Source organism: Oscillospiraceae bacterium (assembly GCA_034925865.1).
In the GTDB taxonomy this organism is placed as follows: domain Bacteria; phylum Bacillota; class Clostridia; order Oscillospirales; family SIG627; genus SIG704.
The window spans coordinates 25369-43401 of sequence record JAYFRN010000030.1 but is presented as its reverse complement, the minus strand read 5'-3'; the positions used below and the strand labels follow the sequence as shown (position 1 = coordinate 43401).

Annotated in this window: 17 protein-coding genes; 3 read left to right on the top strand and 14 right to left on the bottom strand. The window is 44.8% G+C overall.

The genetic code is table 11. From position 1 onward, the window contains the following. Window positions 1–351 precede the first annotated feature (351 nt). Both VB118_10985 and VB118_10980 read right to left on the bottom strand, forming a co-directional pair. Window positions 352–1542 carry a trypsin-like peptidase domain-containing protein gene (locus tag VB118_10985; protein ID MEA4833123.1) on the bottom strand — a complete coding sequence of 397 codons (1191 nt, stop codon included), beginning with the start codon at window positions 1540–1542 and terminating at the stop codon, window positions 352–354. A 128-nt stretch (window positions 1543–1670) separates the two neighbouring features. After that, a complete protein-coding gene (locus tag VB118_10980) occupies window positions 1671–2171 on the bottom strand; it encodes a hypothetical protein (protein ID MEA4833122.1) in 501 nt (166 codons plus the stop codon). Between the two features lie 92 nt (window positions 2172–2263). Here VB118_10980 and VB118_10975 point away from each other — a divergent pair, with 92 nt between their 5' ends. From VB118_10975 to VB118_10965, 3 genes are read left to right on the top strand one after another with little or no spacing between them, the layout of a single operon-like run. Continuing rightward, complete coding sequence (locus tag VB118_10975; GenBank protein ID MEA4833121.1) at window positions 2264–2536, top strand: hypothetical protein; 273 nt, start codon at window positions 2264–2266, stop codon at window positions 2534–2536. Window positions 2537–2542: 6 nt separating this feature from the next. After that, window positions 2543–2935 (top strand): hypothetical protein, encoded by a 393-nt coding sequence (locus VB118_10970; protein MEA4833120.1) that lies wholly within the window; start codon window positions 2543–2545, stop codon window positions 2933–2935. A 14-nt stretch (window positions 2936–2949) separates the two neighbouring features. After that, entirely contained in the window at window positions 2950–3321 is a 372-nt protein-coding gene (locus VB118_10965) for a hypothetical protein (protein MEA4833119.1), read from the top strand. Here the strand turns inward: VB118_10965 and VB118_10960 are convergent. The 12 genes from VB118_10960 to VB118_10905 all read right to left on the bottom strand — a co-directional run bounded on the left by VB118_10960 (window position 3313) and on the right by VB118_10905 (window position 17998). After that, the gene (locus tag VB118_10960) at window positions 3313–4110 is read right to left on the bottom strand and encodes a hypothetical protein (protein MEA4833118.1); all 798 of its coding nucleotides are present in this window, start codon (window positions 4108–4110) and stop codon (window positions 3313–3315) included. The two genes, VB118_10965 and VB118_10960, sit on opposite strands and share 9 nt — an antisense overlap. After that, window positions 4107–5300 (bottom strand): MraY family glycosyltransferase, encoded by a 1194-nt coding sequence (locus VB118_10955; protein ID MEA4833117.1) that lies wholly within the window; start codon window positions 5298–5300, stop codon window positions 4107–4109. Before VB118_10955 ends, VB118_10960 begins: the two co-directional genes overlap by 4 nt. A gap of 256 nt (window positions 5301–5556) precedes the next feature. Continuing rightward, a complete protein-coding gene (gene trpS, locus VB118_10950; protein ID MEA4833116.1) occupies window positions 5557–6567 on the bottom strand; it encodes a tryptophan--tRNA ligase in 1011 nt (336 codons plus the stop codon). Window positions 6568–6595: 28 nt separating this feature from the next. Beyond that, entirely contained in the window at window positions 6596–7807 is a 1212-nt protein-coding gene (locus VB118_10945) for a PLP-dependent aminotransferase family protein (GenBank protein ID MEA4833115.1), read from the bottom strand. A 116-nt stretch (window positions 7808–7923) separates the two neighbouring features. After that, on the bottom strand, window positions 7924–8730 hold the full coding sequence (locus VB118_10940) for a TatD family hydrolase (protein MEA4833114.1): 807 nt from the start codon (window positions 8728–8730) through the stop codon (window positions 7924–7926). Window positions 8731–8732: 2 nt separating this feature from the next. Further along, window positions 8733–10787 carry a methionine--tRNA ligase gene (gene metG, locus VB118_10935; protein MEA4833113.1) on the bottom strand — a complete coding sequence of 685 codons (2055 nt, stop codon included), beginning with the start codon at window positions 10785–10787 and terminating at the stop codon, window positions 8733–8735. Between the two features lie 65 nt (window positions 10788–10852). Continuing rightward, window positions 10853–11275, bottom strand: coding sequence for an ACT domain-containing protein (locus VB118_10930; protein MEA4833112.1), 423 nt, complete (start codon window positions 11273–11275; stop codon window positions 10853–10855). 22 nt (window positions 11276–11297) lie between these two features. Next, on the bottom strand, window positions 11298–12605 hold the full coding sequence (locus VB118_10925) for a phenylacetate--CoA ligase (GenBank protein ID MEA4833111.1): 1308 nt from the start codon (window positions 12603–12605) through the stop codon (window positions 11298–11300). A 24-nt stretch (window positions 12606–12629) separates the two neighbouring features. Then, complete coding sequence (locus VB118_10920; protein ID MEA4833110.1) at window positions 12630–13199, bottom strand: indolepyruvate oxidoreductase subunit beta; 570 nt, start codon at window positions 13197–13199, stop codon at window positions 12630–12632. A 19-nt stretch (window positions 13200–13218) separates the two neighbouring features. Beyond that, window positions 13219–14976, bottom strand: a complete 1758-nt coding sequence (gene iorA, locus VB118_10915) for an indolepyruvate ferredoxin oxidoreductase subunit alpha (GenBank protein MEA4833109.1) — start codon at window positions 14974–14976, stop codon at window positions 13219–13221. A gap of 39 nt (window positions 14977–15015) precedes the next feature. Continuing rightward, complete coding sequence (locus VB118_10910) at window positions 15016–15222, bottom strand: hypothetical protein (GenBank protein MEA4833108.1); 207 nt, start codon at window positions 15220–15222, stop codon at window positions 15016–15018. A 262-nt stretch (window positions 15223–15484) separates the two neighbouring features. Next, window positions 15485–17998 carry a hypothetical protein gene (locus VB118_10905; GenBank protein ID MEA4833107.1) on the bottom strand — a complete coding sequence of 838 codons (2514 nt, stop codon included), beginning with the start codon at window positions 17996–17998 and terminating at the stop codon, window positions 15485–15487. Between the last annotated feature and the right edge of the window lie 35 nt (window positions 17999–18033).

Sequence of the window (18033 nt, the reverse complement as noted above, 5' to 3'; positions counted from 1 at the left end):
AAGGTAATCTTTAAAAACATGATATTTCGCAAAATTATAAAAATCAATTGCGAAACAGCTGGTTCTTTTTTTGATGTAAGTTTGTTATTAGAGGTTACCTTGTCTGACATTTTTCGGTGGATAGCCGGTGTCTACAATATATCCCATATCGGCTAAAAAGTCAATCACCATGTAATTTTAAATATAAATTCCCCTTCATATATCGTCATTTCCCGGCATTATAATAATGAAAATTTTAAACAAGAGAAAAAATATCAAAGCATTTTTCTTAAAAGCAGTTATTATTTGTTGACGCGTTAATAATAAATGGCATACCTGAAAATGCGATTTACAGGTATGCCTTATGAATATTTATGATTTCTTTTCCTGAATCGTCACCGTAATTGTAATGGTATCATTCTGACGCTTTATTTCTATATCAACTTTGTCACCGATTTTCTTTGAATTTATAATTTCCCAGAAACGTTCTTCCGTTGAAATTGTTTCACCGTCAACCGAGGAAATATAATCGGCCCTCTTTATACCGGCCTTTGCCGCGGCGCCGTCACTATCCATATTGTATACATAAACACCGAGCCAGTTCACACCATTGATCATCGCGCTGTATTTTGATGAAATCGTGATGGTATCAATGCCGATAGAAGGACGCCCGGTCACATAGCCGCTTTCGATAAGGTCGGCGACAATAGGCTTGGCGTTATCAACCGGAATGAAGAATCCGAGTCCCTCTATACCCGCGGCGGATTGTTTTGCCGTGACAATGCCTATAAGATCTCCGTTTGAGTCAAAAAGCCCTCCGCCGGAGTTGCCCGGATTGATAGCCGCATCTGTCTGCATAAGTGCCATGCTGCGGTCGTCGATGGTTATTTGCCTGTCAAGCGCGCTGACTATACCTGTGGTAACCGTACCTTGGAGCTCGCCCAGGGGATTTCCTATTGCGATTGTCATGTCTCCTATGCGTAAAGTGGATGAAATGCCTATTCTCGCGGGAGCAAGACCTGTTTTATTGATTTTTAATACCGCGATATCTGTTTCTTCATCCACGCCGATGACAGTCGCAGGATATGATTCCTTGTTTCTTAAAAAGACCGTTATGCTGTTTCCGCCTGTCACGACGTGATTGTTTGTCATTATATATCCGTCAGTAGAGATGATGACGCCACTGCCGCTGCCTTCGGTAGGATATGTTCTGTTAAAATAATCGGTGGCTGTTCCCGATACATTTATAGCCACAACACTGTCTGCGATTTCATCAATGATATCAGCGATTCCGGAACGTTTTCCGTCAGACGCACCAGCCCCGTCAATAAGCTTGCTCAGTTCGCTCTTTTCCGCAACCTGATCGGCTTTAACTCCGCCTTTTTCTGACGAATTTTGGCTTGCCGTATCTGTCTGCTCGGTATTATCGCCATCTTTGAGCGTATTAATACCCTCTGTCAGAAACGAACATGATGTCGCACACATAATTGCGGCAAGACAAATGGCAATAAACGTTATTGTTTTAAGCTTCACGCCATTACGATTCACAGATGTTTTTTTCATATAGAATCACTCCCAATTATTCAATCTGATTATTTCAATTGCATGCGTATATTCTAAGCTCCAAATATTAAAATAATTCGTTATGATTCTGAAATAAAAGTGAATTTAAAAGCATTATTTATTCACTTTTAAATATTTTTCTGCTTTGAATCCGTGATGACATTGTTTATTCCCACAGTCATTTCCGTGTCGGGTTCAAATATCGCGAGCGCAAGTTTTCCCGAAAAATCAAAAAGGAGATATTCAGCATCGCTCGGCAAAAAATTACGGCAGAAATTGCGGACAATGGCGACATTTCCAAATTCCTTCGCATGTGATTTATATTCGTTTTTTGATAATATTGCTATACCCGCAGATAAATCAATTTTGCAGAGTTGTTCGGCGCGTTTTCCCTGTTCCTTTACCACCACAAGCTTGTTCCCATCGAGTATGTATATCATTTTTGACAGCATATATCGCACGGTCAGCTGTATAAACGAAGCCGCGAAAAATACAGCCAGTATCTGAAAGAGCCATTTATACTGCTGAATTACCGAAGCGGTATATAAGCTCACTCCGGTCATAACAGCTGCCATAATAGAAAAAACGGTAACCTTATTAGGTAAAAAATCAGGAACAAACTTATACATAATTAATATATCCTTTCGAAAGTTGTGACAGACGAACAATATTTGGCATAAAATAAACTGAATACAAATAAAATTAACAAGGGAGTAATTATATGGAAATTGACAAAAACGTGCTTGATAAGCTTGCCGAAGCCGACGACGGGCTTTTAAGGGATCAGATACTTATGCTGGCCACTGCATTGGGCGTCAGCCAGGAAAAAGCAAAAAGCTTTGTTTCTGATATGCCTAAGTTGAAAAAAACAGTTTCTCAGTTATCACAGCAGGATCTCAATACTATCGCATCCGCTGTTGGCGAGGATAAGCTCACTCAAATAATGTCAGCGGCAAAATCTGTAACAAACAGCGATAATAAAACACAGAGGTGAGTATATTTGGATGGATTATCAGATAAGCTTAAAACGATTCTTTCCGATCCGCAGGCAATAGAACGCATAGCAGCTGTCGCAAAAACCCTGAATCTCCCGCAGAACGAACCAAACGAGCATCAGCATTCTCAGCCCGAAACAGCCGTTCCTGCCGGTAACCAGCAAAATGACAGCACGGGAGGCGGATTTGCTGATGACGGCATTAAACGCGGAATATCGGATTTTCTCAATATGCCGGAACTGAAAATGCTGTTTGGAAAAGGATGCAAGGAGAGGAACGAGCTTTTATGTGCTTTGAAGCCTTTCGTAAGTAATGAAAAACGCGTAAAGCTCGATAACGTAGTAAAAACCATGAAGACGCTTGACACTCTGTATTCCGCAAAGGATCTTCTGCTTTAATAAAGGAGGGCGGCATGTATTCAGGCAGCCTGAATTACACCAAGGAACGTGAAGAATATATAAAAAAAATCAAAGAAGGCGGATTGGATAAGTCTTTTCGGCCTGCTTCATCTCAACCTCGTATTGTCCCTACCAGTTTTACAAACGGCATTCCTCAGATACGCACACCGCAGGAGCCAAACTCCAGACATGACTTCCAGCCCGCCGATAAAAATGCTCATGAAGCTCCGCCCGTTAAAAGCGGGCTTCCTGCTATTGCGTCAAATCTTGCGAATATCGATACGGATGACCTGATACTCATCGCGCTGATTGCCTTTATCGTATCTCAGAACGGCGAAGTCGATATAGTTCTCGTCTGTGTTTTATTATATGTCTTTTTATTTTGAAATTGGAATTTCAAACGCCTGTGCGTCTAAGTCTAATGATTCAACAGGTGTGAATTTATCGGTTTTCATGGTATAAACAAGCTTGTCGGATTCATAACAATAAGCCCGATCGACTATTCCGTAATCAAGCGATATGATGTATTCCTCGCGCTGATTGAGCGGCTCATAAGTAAATGATATATATAAATAGCTGCCGTAATTGGTCTGGGCAAGCCTGATCTCGCTCAAAGCGTTGTCTCCCTCGGATAGAAAATAAGAAATATCGCATATTCCTGTCTCTTCACAATATGAAAAGCTGTCGGAATTATACACGACACTTTTCCCGGTAAGGGATGTCCAGATATATGTTTTCCCGCCTGAATGGATAACAGTTCGCTCGTCTTCGCCCGAAATGTAAAGTTTGAACTTTTCTTTATCCTTGTATATTTTGCATAGTGACGTCATTTCGTCAGCTCCGTCACGCAGCGTCACCTGACTTTCACGATAAAACGTGGCCGGTTCCGAAATGGAAGAAAGCAATGAGCGTGCGGCTTTTATTGTCAATTCGGTAAAGGTATATTTATCACAATATGCGTCAGGGCTTTTCAGAACGGTAAAAATGTCCTCCTCATCAGGTTCGGATTTGGGGACGGTTTCAGGCGTTTTAACAAATATTTCCTTTATAAAATCAGGCAGAGTAAAAATTTCATATTTGACTATAAAGAAAAGAAGCGCAAAGCAAATCACCGCGATCGCTGAAAGGCCCGCGGCTGTTTTTACTATGCGCTTCGCAATTTCGCTGATTTTCATTTTTTTACAAAAGCCGGAGCGGCGGAAGAAACAGCCGAGACCGTTTCATGCGGAGCGTCTGTCTTTTCCGATGTTTTGTCTAGGCCGGTATCAGAACTTTCGGGAGAAGCATTGATGTTTTTTGAATCTCTTTGAGCGAGGTCAAAGCCTGTCATTTTGCGCGTGCTGTCATCGGAATGAAAAACCTTCCAGTTTAGTAAAGCAATAATTATTGCCACAATTATAACCATGACGGCCGCCGCTATACGTTCTTCCGAAAACATGATAGCGGCTATGCCGAATATAGCGCTGATGCAGTATAGAATAGTGACCGATTGTTTCTGCGAAAAGCCGAGATCGATAAGCTTGTGATGCAGATGACTGCGGTCTCCTTTGAACGGATCTTTCCCTGATAGCAGGCGGCGGAAAAAAGCGATGAATGTATCTCCGAAAGGAAGTCCGAACATCATGAAGGGTATAACGAAGGAAATGACCGCGCTGAATTTGAAAAGTCCCTGTATAGACAAAACAGCCAGAATATATCCAAGCGAAAGCGCTCCGGTATCGCCCATGAATATTTTCGCCGGATTTGAATTTGAAGGTAAAAAGCCAATACATGCGCCGGTTAAAATAGCGGTAATGAGTGCCACAGACGGTTCCGCCCTTAAAATTGCGAAAACCATCAGACTGACCGCGGATATTGTCGAAACACCGCATGCCAGCCCGTCAAGCCCGTCTATCAGATTTACAGCGTTAGTAAGCAGGACAATCCAGAATATCGTGACCGGAATACTCCACGAGCCAAAAAAGATATAATTCCCGAAGATATTTATATATGAGATAACCTGTCCCATAAGCACGGGAACAGAGGCGGCAATTATCTGTCCGCCAAGCTTGACCCACGGATTGAGATCATATATATCATCAATCACGCCGACCGTGACAATTGCAGCCGATCCGATCAGAAGCCCCCACGTCTGCCTGTCAAGATTACCGAACATCAGAACAGTCACTGCAAACGCGATATATATTGCCAGCCCGCCGAGAAGTGGAGTCGGATTTTTATGCATCCGCCTTTCGTCCTTCGGCACATCTACCGCCCCGATTTTGATCGCGAAAACACGTACTAGAGGTGTCAGCGCGAAAGATAACACTCCGGAAAAGATCAGTGCGAGGAATCCGATTATAAGCGTGTTGATATCTGGTACCATAAAAATCTGCTTTCTGTTTATTATTATCAACTCGGTAATAAAATAATTACATATCCAAAGCTATTTAAAGCTTTTGACTATGCAAAAGGCTATTTTGTTGCCGCCTTGATAATATTCCTTGATTTAAATTAACCGTTATTTATTAAACGGCAATTAAATAAGTCTTGTTTTATAAGAAAGAAAAGTCCATATACAAGAATCTTTTCTCTCTTTTAGCGGTAATAATTTAATTGCGAGTTAATAATATGATAAAAGATCACTTTATGTTTGGACGGTAAAACCCTATTTTCCTGTATACTTTTGAAAGTGTCTTACCCGCATGCGCAGATGCTTTTTGTGCTCCGTGATCCATAACGGCTTCGAGATATGGGATATCGCTGATCAGCTCATTGTATCTGCTTCTGACTCCCGCCAGACCGTCAGCGCATGCCTCTCCCACCGCTTCTTTGAAATACCCGTATCCGCTTCCGGCAAATTCGCGCTCGATTTCATCGGGCTTTTTACCGGTAAAGCAGGAATATATGTTCATCAGGTTCGAAATTCCGCCGCCTTCCGAATTATATCTGATTTCGGATCCGGAATCGGTGACGGCACGTTTGAACTTTTTAATTATTGTATCCTTGTCGTCGAGTATGAGAACAAAGGAATTTTGATTATCATCGGATTTTGACATCTTTTTATCCGGATCAGTAAGGCTCATTATCTTTGTGCCGCCCTTGACCATATATGGCTCGGGTATGACAAAGGTCGGTGAATAAACGCGGTTGAATCTTTCCGCGACATCACGGGCAAGCTCGATATGCTGCTTCTGATCTTCTCCGACAGGAACAAGATCCGCCTGGTAAAGAAGAATATCGGCGGCCATCAGCACAGGATAAGTGAACAGACCGGCGTTGATATTTTTTTCATTTTTTGCAGCTTTGTCCTTGAACTGGGTCATACGTGAAAGCTCGCCGAACATAGTGTTGCATCCCAGTACCCAGGAAAGCTCCGCATGTGCCGGAACATGGCTCTGAACAAACAAAGTAACCTTGTCCGGATCAAGCCCGCATGCGATATATATCGCCAAGGTTTCCAATGTTCTGTGTCTCAGCGACGCCGGCTCCTGATACAGAGTGATTGCGTGCATATCGACGACACAATAAAAGCAGTTATATTCATCCTGGAATATTTTCCAGTTTTTAAGAGCTCCGAGATAATTTCCGATTGTGAGATTTCCGCTCGGCTGTACTCCGGAAAAAATGATCTTCTTTGTTTCACCTGGCATTAGAATAATCCTCCTGATATAAATATAATCAGCGGCCGCTGTTTAATAACTCTGCAAGCAAACCGATGCCTTTTACAATCTGTTCGTCGGCGGGAGTTGAATAATTGAGCCTGAAGCCGTTTGAAGGCAAAGCCTGATCTGCATTGAAGGTGGCGCCGGGAACGACCGCGACCTTGTTTTTTATCGCCGCCTTGACAAATTCCGTGGAGTCAGCGCAAGGTGTTCCGTCGGGATTTGTCTTTATCGCGCACCAGATGAATATTCCGCCGCACGGACGCGTATAAGTTACCGTTTCCGGAAAGCTCTTGTCCATTTCAGAGAGCATCAAAGCGCATTTATGACCGTAAAGACGTTTTATCGATGCGATATGTCCGTCAAGGTCATATTCGTCAATAAACATTGAACAAAGCATTTGAAAGAAAATATTCGTATGTACGTCGTTGACCTGCTTGGCGACGACGATTTTTGATATTACCTGCTCCGGAGCGCACAAAAAGCCGACGCGCATCCCGGCTGACAGTATCTTTGAAAAGCTCCCTGAATAAATGACAATTCCCTCATCGTCAAAGCTTTTAATCGTCGGAATTTCCTCACCTGCAAATCTGAGCTCGCCGTATGGGTTATCTTCCATGATCATAACTCCATGCTTTTTGGCGATCTCATATATCGCTTTTCTCTTCTCAAGAGATGTCGTGATGCCGGACGGATTCTGAAAGGTCGGGATAAGATAAATAAGCTTCACGCGCTTTTCATTTTCAAGCGTTTTGTCCAGTTTCTCCGGATCGATGCCGTCATCTCCCGAATTAAGCCCGATAAGCTTTGCTCCGTTTGCGCGAAACGCGTTGAGAGCTCCGATGAAGCTCGGATTTTCGCATATAACGACATCGTTTTCATTACAGAGAACCTTGCACGCGAGATCAAGCCCCTGTTGTCCGCCGGAGGTAATTATTGTCGAATCAAATTCCCGGCCGATCGAAAATTTATCGCGAAGACGCGCCGCGACCTGTTCTCTGAGACGAGGATATCCCTCCGTGATACTATATTGAAGAGCGGTATTTGAGAGCGCCGGGTCGGAAAATATCTTTGCGGAAAGCTCTCCGAGCTGTTTAGTCGGAAAGGATTCCGGTGATGGATTTCCGGCGGCAAATGAAATGATTGTCGGATCGGTCAGGGATTTGAATATTTCTCTTATCGCAGAGGGCTTCATACCCTCCATTTTATTTGAAAAAACGTAATGCATATTAATAATCCTCGAATATTTGTTGATAGCTTAATATAATATCTGCTAACAATAGACATGATTATATCATAAAATTATGAATTTTTCGACGCGGGCAGGTATAGTACGCTTTTAGATTAAACCTTGAAATTATCGGCGCCGAACAGTCTTTTTGCGTTTTCCGATGTTATCTTCGCCGCTTCCTCCGGTGTTTTTCCGATAAGACCGCTTATAGTGCATAACGTCGAATATATAAACCTCGAGTCGTTTCTCCGACCGCGATAAGGAACAGGCGCGAGATACGGCGAATCAGTTTCAACAAGAAGCCGGTCGAGTGGGACAGAAGAAACAGTCTCTCTCAGGCGATCGGCGTTTTTGAACGTGACCGAACCCGAATATGAGATATAATATCCGCGTTTCACGAGCTCTCTGACCATTTCGCGGCTTCCCGAAAATGAATGCATCACACCATATGTCCCGGGATAAGCCGAAATGATATTCATAACGTCACCATGTGCCTCCCTGTCGTGTACAACGACCGGAAATCCGAGCTCCCCGGCAAGCGAAAGCTGAGCGGCAAATACCTCTCTCTGCTTTTCTCTGGACGAAAAATCATAATGATAATCAAGCCCGATTTCACCAAGGGCGACCGCATATGGACTTTTTAAAAATGTCGTTATCTTATCCGCAGATCCGGAATCATATGAAGCCGCTTCATGAGGATGAACGCCCGCCGCAAAGCGGAAAAAGGCATATCTTTCGCAGAGCCTCAGCCCTGCCGCCGATGAAGCGAGATCCGAGGCGCAGTTTATCACATACGATATCCCAAGAGGGTTGATGTCAGCGTCTTTTCTACCCGCCGAAGACAGCGACCGAATCACCTCGTCTCTGTCGCCTTCAAATTTCTCGTCGTCATAATGCGCGTGCGTATCTATAATACCCATTTTCAGCGTATGACCGAACCGTTTTTCACCGCGGGATCTATAAATAGGACGTTTACCGTTTCGTTCTTGCTTCCGTCTTCGCCTGTGGCTTCAGAGCAGGCCGCAAGTATCATACCGTTGCTTTCGGTCCCGCGTAAAACAGCCGGGGCAAGGTTGTAAACAACCGCCACCTTTTTGCCTGTAAGCTCCTCCGGTTTGTAGAACTTCGCAATTCCGGAAACTATCTGACGCGTTTCTCCGCCCAGCTCAACCTGCATTGCGAGAAGCTTGTCGGATTTTTTAACCGGAACGCATGAAAGAATTTCGCCAACGCGAAGCTTTACCTTGGCAAATTCGTCTATAGATATAACACCCTCCGGCAAAGAAGCGGATTTATCTTTTTCGGCTTTTTCCGTTCGCGCTTCCGATACGGATGCGAGAGGGTTATGCTTTTCGAATAATTCCTTAAGCAGCTTTTCCTCATCAATGCGGGTAAAGAGTATGCCGCAATCCGTCACCTTTCCGCCGGGAACAAGGCCGCCGAAGCCTAAAAGCGAAAAATCTCCGCTTTCCGCGCCGATCGATGAGAGAATTTTGTCACTGGTCGATGTCATGAAGGGATTCAATAATACCGCCGCTATGCGAATTGTTTCAAGTAAATTGTATATGATCGTTGAAAGACGCTTTTTTCCTTCTTCCGTCTTGGCGAGGACCCACGGCGAAGTTTCATCAATGTACTTGTTTGCTCTGTGCAGTATATCAAATAGCGCTTCAAGAGCTTCTGAGACGCGGTATTCCTTCATCTTTTCAATGATTTCTGTACTTCTCGATACACATTCTCCGATCAGCTCTCTGTCAATATCGTTCTGATCACCCGGCTCGGGTATTACGGAACCAAAATACTTTGCCGTCATCGCGAGCGTACGTGACACGAGATTGCCGAGTGTATTTGCAAGCTCGGAATTATATTTCTTTATGACAGCTTCATATGTTATTGTTCCGTCGTTCGCATATGGCATTTCACTTAAAAGATAATACCTTACCGCATCCGTACCGAAATATTCGCAAAGCTCATCCGCGTATATAGTATTTCCCTTCGATTTCGACATTTTGTCTATACCGTTTAAAAACCATGCGTGTCCGAACACTTTCTTAGGAAGCGGCTCGCCGAGCGCCATAAGGAATATCGGCCAGTAAATTGTATGGAATCGTAAAATATCCTTGCCAATGACATGCATATCGCACGGCCAGTATTTTTTATACAGCTCGCCCTGTTTTGACTTGTCTGTATCGTATCCGAGCGCTGTAATATAATTTGAAAGCGCGTCCACCCACACATAAATGACGTGCTTTTTATCAAAGCTGACCGGAATGCCCCAAGAAAAGCTCGTTCTTGAAACGCACAGATCACTGAGTCCGGGCTTCAGAAAATTGTTGATCATTTCCTTTTTGCGTGACTCCGGTGTTATGAAATCGGGATTATCCTCGATATATTTCATAAGTCTGTCCGCATATTTGCTCATTTTAAAGAAATATGCCTCTTCATGTGCCTCCGTTACTTCTCCACCGCAGTCAGGGCATTTTCCGTCCTTGAGCTGATTATCAGTGAAAAAGGTTTCACAGGGGGTACAGTATTTTCCTGAATATTCGCTTTTGTATATATCGCCGTTTTCATAAAACCTATCGAACATCTCCGAGACAATACGTTCATGCTCCGGGTCGGTCGTCCTGATGAATTTATCGTAGCTTGTATTCATCAGATCCCATATGTGTCTGACTTCGCCGACCACCTTGTCGACATATTGCTTCGGGGCCATTCCGGCTTTCGCAGCCTTTTCCTGTATTTTTATACCGTGCTCATCCGTTCCGGTGAGGAAAAACACGTCTTTACCCATGAGCCGCATAAAACGAGCGATGGTGTCGGTAAACACTACCTCATATGTGTTTCCTATATGCGGTTTTCCAGACGCGTAAATAATCGCTGTGGTGATATAAAATTTTTCTTTCATTCTGTCTTTCCCCGCCTTTCGGGCCTGTTTGTTATTATTTAAATGGTAATAATAATCGCCGCGATAAATCAGTTATCGCTGTATGCTGTGTTTTCTGCCGCCTCGTTAAAAGCGGCAGAAACTGATATTGTTTTTTATTGTTTACTGGGCTCCGCGCCTTTATAACCGTTGGCTTTCAGGACCTTGACGGCGCGCTCCGCGTCATCTATACGAAGAACGACATAAGCGTCATTTTCCGTCTTTTCAATAAAGGCATATGCGTATTCAACCGTAAATCCTTTATCTGCCAGAAATTTAAGCGCTTCGGCAAGTCCGCCTGGACAATCCGGTATTCGTAGTCCTATGACATCCGTTATCGCGACCGTAAGTCCGGCGTTTCTCAACACCGCCTCCGTCACTTCAGGCTTATCGACTATACAGCGCATTATTCCGAAATGCGATGTATCCGCAATGGAGAGCGCGCGGATATTTACGCCGCAGCCGGCGATCATGGCGGTTATTTCCGCAAGCCGTCCCGGCCTGTTTTCCACAAATACAGAAATCTGTTTGATTATCATGGCGTTTCTCCTTTATTAATACTTATATCAATACGCGCTTGTCTATTACGCGTTTCGCTTTTCCTTCGGTTCTCGCCAGGGTCTTCGGCTCTACAAACGTCACCTTCGCGGAAATACCGAGAGTTGAATCGATTTTCGAACGTATTGACGCCTCAAGCTCCTGAAGATGCTTAACGGAATCCGAGCTGAACATTTCACGTGACAGCTCGACTTGAATTTCAAGCGTATCCGTATTATTGACTCTATCAACAATCAGCATATAATGCGGAGATGTCTCTCCTATGCCTAAAAGCACACTTTCAATCTGAGACGGGAATACATTTACTCCGCGGATAATTAACATATCGTCGCTGCGTCCCTGCGGCTTTGACATCCTCACAAGCGTTCTTCCGCATGAGCAAGGCTCATGAGTTATCGAAGCTATATCACGGGTCCGATATCGGATCAGCGGGAAAGCCTCTTTTGTTATACAGGTAAATACAAGCTCTCCTTTTTCTCCGTCCGGAAGCACCTCAAGCGTGTCCGGATTGATTATTTCCGGCACGAAATGATCTTCGTTTACATGAAGTCCGTTTTGACATTCGCAATCGAAGGAAACACCGGGGCCGGTGATTTCGCTTAGACCGTATATATCGTATGCCTTGATATTAAGTCCGGCCTCAATCTGCTTTCTCATGTTGTCGGTCCACGGCTCCGCTCCGAAAAATCCGGCTCTTAACTTCAATTCGGACAGCGGAATGCCGCTCTCCTTAAGACAATCGATGATATATAACGCATATGAAGGCGTCGAACATATTATCGTCGATCCGAAATCGCGCAGGATCTGGATCTGGCGCGCGGTGTTACCGGTGGAAGTCGGTATTACGGCAGCGCCCAAAAGCTCCGCCCCGTAATGAAGCCCAAGTCCTCCGGTAAACAAACCGTAACCATATGAAATCTGAATGAAATCCTTTTTCGTCGCGCCTATCGCACAAAGAGAACGAGCAACGCATTGAGCCCACATTTTTATATCATTTTCAGTATATCCGACGACAATCTGCTTTCCTGTCGTGCCGGATGAAGCGTGGAGACGGACGACCTGATCCATCGGAACGGCAAACAGACCATAAGGATAAGTGTCTCTTAAGTCCTGCTTGACCGTGAACGGCAGAAGGTGAAGATCATCAATAGATTTTATATGCTCCGGTTTTACTCCCGCTTCGTCCATTCTTCTGCGGTAAAGCGGTACGTTTTCGTATATGCGTCTTACGGTTCTTGACAGGTTATAGCTTTGCAGCGCTTTCATTTCATGACGCGGCGCCGTTTCAAGCATTTTGTTGTAGTATTGCATATTAATATTACCTTAAATTATAATTTATGCGTTATAACCGAGTTCGAACGCGGCGAGGTTTATCTCCGCAAGCTTCGCGGGCACACAAGCCCGTGTCGCGGCCAGAAGCTGTTCTTTTGTGAAATCGCAGTCGCGAGCCATGCATCCGATAAGCACGACGTTGACAGCCTTCTCACTCCCTGCCTTTGCCGCGAGGGCAAGCGCGTCTGTCTCAATTATATTTACGCCCTTTTGTCTGATTTTTTCCGCCAATTCCTCCGGATAGGAGGCCTGTCCCGTGACGACGGGCATCGGATTTATCTTCTGTGTGTTCGTTATTATTTTTCCTCCCTTTCTCAAAAAAGGAAGAAATCGTGCGGACTCCAAAAGCTCAAACGAGAGGATTATATCCGCCTCTCCTTCGCCGATGACCGGGCTTTCGACCTTGTCGCCGTATCTGACATATGTAACGACAGAGCCTCCGCGCTGTGACATACCATGCACCTCGCTGACCTTTACGTCGTATCCCGCCTCAATCGCGGCATTGCCTACTATGCGGCTGGCAAGAAGGCTGCCCTGACCTCCGACGCCCACTATCATTATGTTTTTAGTCATTTTATATTCCTAACCTTATTTATCTTTTGATTGTTTTTATTGCTCCGAAGCGGCACATTTTTTCACATAAACCGCAGCCCGTGCATAGCGAGTTGTCGATTACCGGGCGTCCGTCGGCTCCGATGCTTATGCAGGGGCAGCCGATATTCATACATGCGCGGCACTTTTTGCATTTATCAGTGTCTATCAGGCAAAAGCTGTCTTTTTTGACGCATTTAAGAAGCGCGCACGGACGGCGGACGATAACAACCGATGGGCAATCGCAGGAAAGCTCCGCGGCGATTATTTTTTCAAGAGCTGCAGGATCGCCGGGATCGGCGATTTTTATGTGTTCCGGATCGACTCCGGCGGCTTCGGCTATCTTTTCCGGGAGAATCCCGCGAACAGGCTCGTTTTTAAGCGTAAAGCCCGTGCACGGATTCTGCTGATGTCCTGTCATGCCTGTTATGCTGTTGTCGAGAATCAGTACGGTCGATATGCCTTTGTTGTACGTTATATTTACAAGTCCGGTTATACCTGAATGCATAAACGTGCTGTCTCCGATGACAGCCACGGTTTTTTTCGCGTCATCTGGGCGGATTTTGGTAAATCCGTGGATTGATGAAATCGACGCGCCCATGCATAATGTAGTATCCATGGCGCTGAGCGGCGGCGCCGCCCCAAGCGTATAACAGCCGATATCGCCCATTACGGTCAGCTTCATTTTTTTAAGTGTATAGAATAGTCCTCTGTGCGGGCATCCCGGGCACATGACCGGCGGACGTCCCGGCAGAGCTTCGTCCATCGAAAGCTTTTCGGTCTTTTTGCCTCTTAACAGCTCCAGGAGCATTGTGTGTGAGAATTCGCCTGTAATTGGCAATAAGTTTTTTCCGTCGCATTTGATGCCGAGAGCCTTCACATGAGTTTCTATTATCGGATCAAGATCCTCGACGATGATCAGTCTGTCCACCTTTGAGGCGAATTCGAATATAAGCTTCTCGGGCAGCGGAAATACCATTCCGAGTTTTAAATAAGAAGCGTCCAAACCGAAGGCTTCTTTTGCGTAATCATAATTAACGCCTGAAGCGATTATTCCTGTTTTTGGTGAATTATATTCAATTCTGTTTATTCCCGCATCCGTTCTCTCCGCAAGCACGCGGAGAGAATCGAGCCTGTCCTCGCATACCTTATGCTTAGGACGCGCATACGCGGGCATCATTACATATTTCTGAGGGTTTTTTTCATATGGTTTTATTTCCCTTTCCTGTCTGTCGGAAAGCGGCACGAGGCTTTGTGAATGAGCGACGCGGGTCGTCATTCTTATTATAAACGGCGTATCATACTGTTCGGAAAGGTCATATGCAAGCTTCGTAAACGCAAGCGCTTCTCCGCTGTCACACGGCTCAAGCATCGGAAGCTTCGCGGCCATGGCATAATGCCGGGAATCCTGTTCGTTCTGAGAAGAGTGCATTCCCGGATCATCGGCAACTGTTATAACCATCCCCGCGTTTATGCCGGTATAGCCGGTAATGAAAAGCGGATCGGCCGCCACATTCAAGCCGACATGCTTCATTGCGCAGAAGCTGCGTCCTCCCGCGATGGCCGCACCGAGAGCTGTTTCGAGCGCGACTTTTTCATTTGGCGCCCATTCGGCGTAAATTTCGTCATATTTCGCGGCGCATTCGCTGATTTCGGTGCTTGGCGTCCCGGGATAGCTTGATACGAGACGGCATCCCGCTTCATAAAGTCCGCGTGCTATCGCTTCGTTGCCGAGCATCAATTTTTTGTTCTTTTCCATCTGTTTATATTCCGTACCTTTCATTGTTTCGCGCTTAACCTATTCGGATTCGCTTTGCGCAAGCCTTTTTGGTGAAATTTCGATCTTCGTCAGATCAAAGTAAAACCTCGCGCATTTATAATACGGAGAAACGACTCCGTGATAATCGCAGAGCTGCATACCGTCGGAAAGAGGCGATGAATACTCGCACATACGACAGGTCTTGTCGTATTCATCGATAAGATTCGCGTTCTTTCGCATATCCATATTGCATCTCCGTTGTATAAGTATAGTTAGGCAGCCTCTAAAAAACTCGAATTTTCGAATCATCGTATTCAAATCGATTGTGCAACAACAACAATATCTGCTTTTAATTTTGTTGTAATTTTTAGTTATTAGACCTGTTAATAATTTAATACCCTATATTCTTATCGCGTTTCGGCAGCTGCCGAAATATATAAATATAAATGTGTCGGCGAAGCAACATACGGCTGCTTCGCCTCAATTATCTGCTATTTAACGGCGGACATCATTCCACAAGCGACGGAATTATTATTGGAAGCAGCCACAGCCCGTGATACAAAAGCATCCTGAATGTGTCTAGCTTGTCCGAAAATCCCGTTATGTATAGGAATACAACCATGAATACGCCGAGTAATAATGAAATGAATTTCACGAGAGTATTCGCGCTTATCCTCTGCTTGATCTTATCCGCGAGGATGAAGCCGCGAAGCATATTTGCTGTTGTAGAGGTGCAAACAATGCCGCTGTCCTCTCTGGGTGAAACAGGATGGGTTTTTGCGGCTTCCGGGGTTTTTAATATGCCGACCGGATAATCTCCCTTTTTCAAGAGATGCTTTAAAAGCTCGTTATCTATATTCGGATCGCAGCTGCGTATAGAGGCGCAAATTCCGACTGATCCAAGCTGACGCAAAAGCTTTTCAAACCCGGTGCTTATCGCATAACGAATATAGAATTTCGCCGCGATTTCGTCCTCTATCGCCATATACATTATGCGTCCGACCGAGTTTTCGAATACCTGATCTATCTGATCCTTTATATATCCGAAATCATACGAAAGCATATATTCCTTGTTTCCGATAAAGACCTCCTGGCCGTCTATCTTCGCGCATATGCCGTCGGGCGATATTTCAAGTATTTCTATATCGGTGGTAATTTCGCCGCCGATGCTCGACACGGAATTCTCAAATACAGTAGCAAGCGGACCGCCGATCTTTTTAAATATTTTCGCGGCGTACAAAATCGTCTTATCGATGCGATGACTGCCGTATGCCCTTACTATAGTAACTTTTATCCCCTTTGACGGGAATACTTCGCTGTCATTGAACGCTACCGCGGCGGTATTGCAGTATTTTTCGACTGAATCAAGCCCGATTAAAGCGGTTTCTGTTTTAACGGCGCGTTTGGAAAGAGCACAAATCGGGAATACCGATACAAACACAGCTCCGAGCGGCAGCGCCATCAGAACCATCAAAGTAAAATTATCTATCGCGATCGGAACCGACTTCCTTGTAATAAATGTGACGACGGCAAATATCAGTCCGGCAATCAGGGAGAAAGGAACGCTGATCTTGAATGCTGAATCCGACTGGGGATAAGCCTTGAGATTTTTAAAGAATCCGTCTACGAAATCTGTTTTTTCTATTGAAAATATATCTGGATTTTCGGGCAGATATTCAGAAAAAGTCTTTCCGGTGGCGCAGTCAGGCGGAAGGCGCTTTGCGATATATTTTTGCTTTTTTGCTGACACTATACGAAATGCCCCATATACACGCTTCGCTTCAAATGTGCTGCATAACGCATTGCAGAACGCGGCAAGCGAACCTATAGTCGAATAGAGCATAAGGTCATTTGATGAAGCTTTAAATATCATGTTTGAAATGACATTTATGACGCACGTAAGCATAATCGCAAAAGTGACGCTGTTAAAATTTGCTTTCCCTTTAAAAAGGGCTTTTACGCCGTCAGCGAGGTTGCCGAGTATAAACAAAGCGCTGATAAATAATAACTGGAGATCGATAAGTAAAAATACAATTCCGAATTTCCCCGGCATCAGGAATATCGGGTGATATATGTCGGTAAAGCAGGCGGATTCAAGATATATCAATCCCAAAGTCGTCAGCAGAGTCCAGAGAGAAGCGAGAAGCATCTTGCTTCCGCGTGATTTCAATGTTTCCGAAAGCTCGTCATACTGCTCCGGAGCAGTGAATTCATCTATCGGTTCTTTTTCTCTTGTATCCTCATCAGCATCGTCATAATCCGAGTCGTCTTCGATTGTCTCGTTTACTTTTTCCTCGGAAGCCGGTTCGGATATAATCTTCGCTTTTTCAATATTATTGTCTGTCTTATCCGCGCTGTCCGTGTCGGGCTTAGCGGCTTTTATCTCCGATATATCCGGCACAGCTTTTGCCGCCGCATCTGCGGGACGCGGCATTTGCTCCGGACCGGGCTTGCTTTCTTCTGCTCGTTTTACAGCGGACAGAATATCGGAAGTTTTATTATTTTTATCTTTTTTCTTTTTCGGTTCGTATTCACCGCCGAAAACGCTGCGAAGAATTCTGTCAGCCTCGTCGGAGCTTTCATCTTCTTCATTTGCTTTTTCATTTACCGCCGCATCGGATTTGGATGCGCCGTAAATCTCATTGACTTTCTGGCCCACCGAACTTTTCAGTTTATTCGTCTTCGGATCTGAACCGACATAAGACTCCAGCGGAGAATTCTTGCTGCGGCTTATAGGCTTTTCTTCGGGCTTTTTCGTATTATCCGCCGATTTATCTTTTACATCAGATACCGGCTTAAACACCGTTGTCGCGTCGGAAGAAGGAATGGAAGAGCCGGACGGAGAAGAAGACGGCGCCTTCGACGTTCCGAGGATTCCGAGGAGTTCTTTTTTTATTGTGTCGGCACTCGTTGCCGGAGTAAATGACTTTGTGTCAAATTTATCGGCTTCGGCAGCCTTTGCAGATGCCGGTGTTGGTGAAGATTTCAGTTTTTTACGTACTATTTTATATACTGTGGCCATTCTTCAGCCGGAACCGTTGCGTAACGCATAAGTAT

Excerpts from the sequence above, each read along its gene's own strand:
- VB118_10930 (MEA4833112.1), bottom strand. The coding sequence starts at position 11,275 with ATGATAATCAAACAGATTTCTGTATTTGTGGAAAACAGGCCGGGACGG.
- VB118_10925 (MEA4833111.1), bottom strand. The coding sequence starts at position 12,605 with ATGCAATACTACAACAAAATGCTTGAAACGGCGCCGCGTCATGAAATG.
- VB118_10975 (MEA4833121.1), top strand. The coding sequence starts at position 2,264 with ATGGAAATTGACAAAAACGTGCTTGATAAGCTTGCCGAAGCCGACGAC.
- VB118_10905 (MEA4833107.1), bottom strand. The coding sequence starts at position 17,998 with ATGGCCACAGTATATAAAATAGTACGTAAAAAACTGAAATCTTCACCA.
- VB118_10965 (MEA4833119.1), top strand. The coding sequence starts at position 2,950 with ATGTATTCAGGCAGCCTGAATTACACCAAGGAACGTGAAGAATATATA.
- VB118_10955 (MEA4833117.1), bottom strand. The coding sequence starts at position 5,300 with ATGGTACCAGATATCAACACGCTTATAATCGGATTCCTCGCACTGATC.
- VB118_10945 (MEA4833115.1), bottom strand. The coding sequence starts at position 7,807 with ATGCATTACGTTTTTTCAAATAAAATGGAGGGTATGAAGCCCTCTGCG.
- trpS (MEA4833116.1), bottom strand. The coding sequence starts at position 6,567 with ATGCCAGGTGAAACAAAGAAGATCATTTTTTCCGGAGTACAGCCGAGC.
- VB118_10985 (MEA4833123.1), bottom strand. The coding sequence starts at position 1,542 with ATGAAAAAAACATCTGTGAATCGTAATGGCGTGAAGCTTAAAACAATA.
- VB118_10980 (MEA4833122.1), bottom strand. The coding sequence starts at position 2,171 with ATGTATAAGTTTGTTCCTGATTTTTTACCTAATAAGGTTACCGTTTTT.
- VB118_10920 (MEA4833110.1), bottom strand. The coding sequence starts at position 13,199 with ATGACTAAAAACATAATGATAGTGGGCGTCGGAGGTCAGGGCAGCCTT.
- VB118_10910 (MEA4833108.1), bottom strand. The coding sequence starts at position 15,222 with ATGGATATGCGAAAGAACGCGAATCTTATCGATGAATACGACAAGACC.
- VB118_10940 (MEA4833114.1), bottom strand. The coding sequence starts at position 8,730 with ATGGGTATTATAGATACGCACGCGCATTATGACGACGAGAAATTTGAA.
- iorA (MEA4833109.1), bottom strand. The coding sequence starts at position 14,976 with ATGGAAAAGAACAAAAAATTGATGCTCGGCAACGAAGCGATAGCACGC.
- VB118_10960 (MEA4833118.1), bottom strand. The coding sequence starts at position 4,110 with ATGAAAATCAGCGAAATTGCGAAGCGCATAGTAAAAACAGCCGCGGGC.